This window comes from Streptomyces sp. NPDC004561 (assembly GCF_053602155.1).
The window spans coordinates 1-3,184 of record NZ_JBSGDB010000723.1 but is presented as its reverse complement, the minus strand read 5'-3'; the positions used below and the strand labels follow the sequence as shown (position 1 = coordinate 3,184).

1 pseudogene is annotated in these 3,184 nt (G+C 77.5%); it reads right to left on the bottom strand.

The features are described from left to right. Window positions 1-90 precede the first annotated feature (90 nt). A pseudogene (locus tag ACWEN3_RS44260) lies at window positions 91-2,523 on the bottom strand (sacsin N-terminal ATP-binding-like domain-containing protein); the annotation flags it as partial. Window positions 2,524-3,184 lie beyond the last annotated feature (661 nt).

Below are 3,184 nucleotides of genomic sequence, written 5' to 3'. Positions count from 1 at the left end.
TCAGCGAATTGGTGACCAACGCGGTGATGCACGCGCACACTGAGGTGGAAGTGCGGGCCTGACTTCGGACGGAAGGGTGCACGTCCACGTCAGCGGATCCCCGCCGGCCGCGAGCAGGCCCGCCGGGCGGCGGCCGTCCAGCACGGGGTGCCCGCGCAGCCACCACGCCGTGTACGGGCGGACCACCTCGTGCGTGCCGTCGGGCAGCAGGACGCGCACGGGCTGGGTGAGCGCGTCCCGCAGCGGGGGCCGGGCGAGCAGGGAGAGCGCCTCGGGCCAGTGGTCGTCGTCGACCAGGTCGAGGTCGCGGACGGCGACGAGTTCGGTGGCGACCGGCGGCACGGGGGTGTCGGGGAAGCGGTCGAGGATGTCCTCGCACCACACGTCGACGGCGTCCAGCAGCCCGGCGTCGTCCGGCTCGGCGAAGTCGCCCTCCCGGGGCTCCAGTTCGTCGGGGTCGAGGACCACGTCGGTGGCGCGCACCAGCGCGAAGCCGGCGAGCACCCCGCAGGCGGTCAGCGGCTGTTCGCCCCACCTCTCGGCCAGGTCGTGGTCCACGGCGGCGAGTTCGTCCTCGCGGATCACCCGGGCGAAGGGGCTGCCGGGGAGGACCAGCTCGCCGGCGGGGGCGAGTTCGCCGTCCTCGTCGGGCAGCGCGAGGGCGCCCAGCCAGGGCTCGTCCCCGGGCTCCAGCCCGGCGTCCCGGACGAGCAGGAGGACGGTGTCGGCCAGTTCCTCGGCGTCCGGGGCGTCCTCCTCCCAGCCGGTCCCGCCGCCCTCGTCCAGGGAGGCGGCCACGGCGGCCCGGACCTGGGGGGTGGTGAGCACCGCGCGCGGACTCGCGGGCAGCGCGCCCAGCTTCTCCAGCAGCGGGTGCGCGGCGTCCTCGTGAGCGACCTTCAGTCCGAGCCGTCCGAGCACGTCCGGGTCGACGAGGGCCGCGTCCGGGGTGGGCAGCAGCACCTGGCGGGGTCCGATGGTGGTCCGGCCGTCCGCGAGCGGCACGGGCAGCCCGGACAGCCGGTCGGGGTCGACCCCGGCGAGGCTGTCGTAGAGCCGCCACCACCAGTCGGGGTCCTTCTCCAGGCCGGCGAGCCGGTCGACGGCGTCGGCGAGCGGCAGCCGCGCGACCCCGAGGGTGCGCAGCTCGACGCGCCGCTCCAGACCGGCGGGCAGCAGGGTGGGCAGCACCTCGGCGAGCACCCGTACGGTGTCGGCGCCGGCGCCCTCCACGACCTCCGCGTCCCGGGGCCGGATGGCCTGGGGCAGCTCGTCCTCGCCGCCCCCGCCCGCGACGGCGGGCGGCAGGAAGGCGGTTCGCGGCAGCCGCTGGAGGATCGCCTGCCGCAGCGCCCCGTCCAGCTCGCCCTTCCCGAGCGGTCCGGGCACGAGGTCGATGATGCCGTCCGTCACCGGCCGCCATTCGGCGAGCAGTTCGGCGTATCCGTCGGCCGCGCGCTGCACCAGGAAGTCGGTGAGCGGTCCGGGGGCGGCGTGCCGCCGGGTGGTGTCGAGCGGGAAGGAGGCGATGAGCAGCGCGGGAACCCCGAGGGGCTCGTCGCTGGGGGTGGGGGCGTGCACGACCGGGGTGGTGCGGGGCCGCACCGGGCGTCCCGCCTCGTCCTCCGGCACGGCCCAGGTCAGCGACCAGTGCGGGCGCAGCCGTTCCTCCACCGGCCGGTCGGTGAGCAGGTCCGGGGTGAGCGGTCCGTGCGCCGATCCGGTGCGCCACCGGGTGACCCCGTCCCGCGAGTCCTCCACGACGGTGACGGCGCCCTCGGTACGACGGCGAAGGGTGCGGGGCGTCTCCGCGCCGACCTCCACGACGACCTCCTCCAGCCCCGGCAGGGCGAGGAGCAGCGCGTCGTCGACGGCGTGCAGCAGCCGCTCGGCGAGGTCGGCGGCGGCGGCGTCGCGCAGGGGCAGGATGACCGCGGTGTCGTACGGGTCCGGGGCGGAGCCCTCGGCGGCGAAGGGCAGCCGGAGCAGTGGCACATGGCCGTCCCGGCGCCGGATCTCGTCCCCGAGCCCCGGGCTGTGCCGGGCGGTGCCGGCGGCCAGCTCGCGCGCCTCGGCGAGGGACCAGCGGACACCGCCGTGCCGTCCCACCACGGCGGGCTCGTCCGTCACCGCGAGGACGGCGGCGAAGCCGACGCCGAACCGGCCGACGGCGCCGTGCGTGCTGCCGCCGTCCCGCTTGGCGGAGGCCCGCAGGGTGGAGAGCGACTCGACGCCGGCCGCGTCGAGGGGCGCGCCGGTGTTTGCCCCGACCACCACCCCGTCGCGGAGGGTGAGGCGCAGTCGGCCCGGGGCCCCGGCGCGGGCGGCGGCGTCGGCGGCGTTCTGCGCCAGCTCGACCACCAGCCGGTCCCGGTAGCCGCCCAGGACCAGGTCCTCCTCGGCGTTGGCGTCCTCGCGGAACCGGGCGGGGCTGGTGGCCCACGCGTCGAGGACACCGCGGCGCAGACGGGCCGTTCCGAACGGATCGGCCCCCTCGGCCGCCGGCCGCACGAACTTGCTCACGTTGACTCTCCTCTACGACGTGAGGACGACGGTACAGCCCACACAGGAAGGAGACTGCCGACAGCACCCACCCGCTCCCCGGCCGGCGCAGACCCGTACCGACGGACCGGCGCACACACCGGGCGGACGCCCGGCCGCGCGCCTGCGGGGCGTGGCGTGGGTGCCTGGCGGCGGACGGTGCATATGCCGGGCGGTGGGGCGGGGTTTGGCGCTACCGGTGGGACGATGCGGGCGCCGGACGGCGGGCCGGTGTTGCGTGCCGGGCGACAGGAGGGCCGTGGGCCCGCGACCGCGTAGGTACCGACCGCGGGCCGGCGTACGCGCCGGGCGGCGGAGCGGCCGTGCGCCCGGCGGGCCCGTGCCGGGTGGACGGCTCACCATGCGCCCGCGACCGGCGTACGTACCGGCTGCGGACCGGCGCAAGTGCCGGGCGGATTGCCGGCCACACGCCCGCGAGCCGGCGTACGAGCCGAACGGCGGGCCCGGTGCACGTGCCGGGCGGCAGGACGGCCGTGCACCCCCGACCGGCGCAGGAGCCGGACCGCGGACCGGTGCACGTGCCGGGCGGTCGCGCGCCCTCGGGCCGGTGTCGCGTGCAGGGCGGGTGGCTCGCCATGCGTCTGCGGGTGCGTGGCCGGCGCCGGGGCGCTCCGGCGCCCAC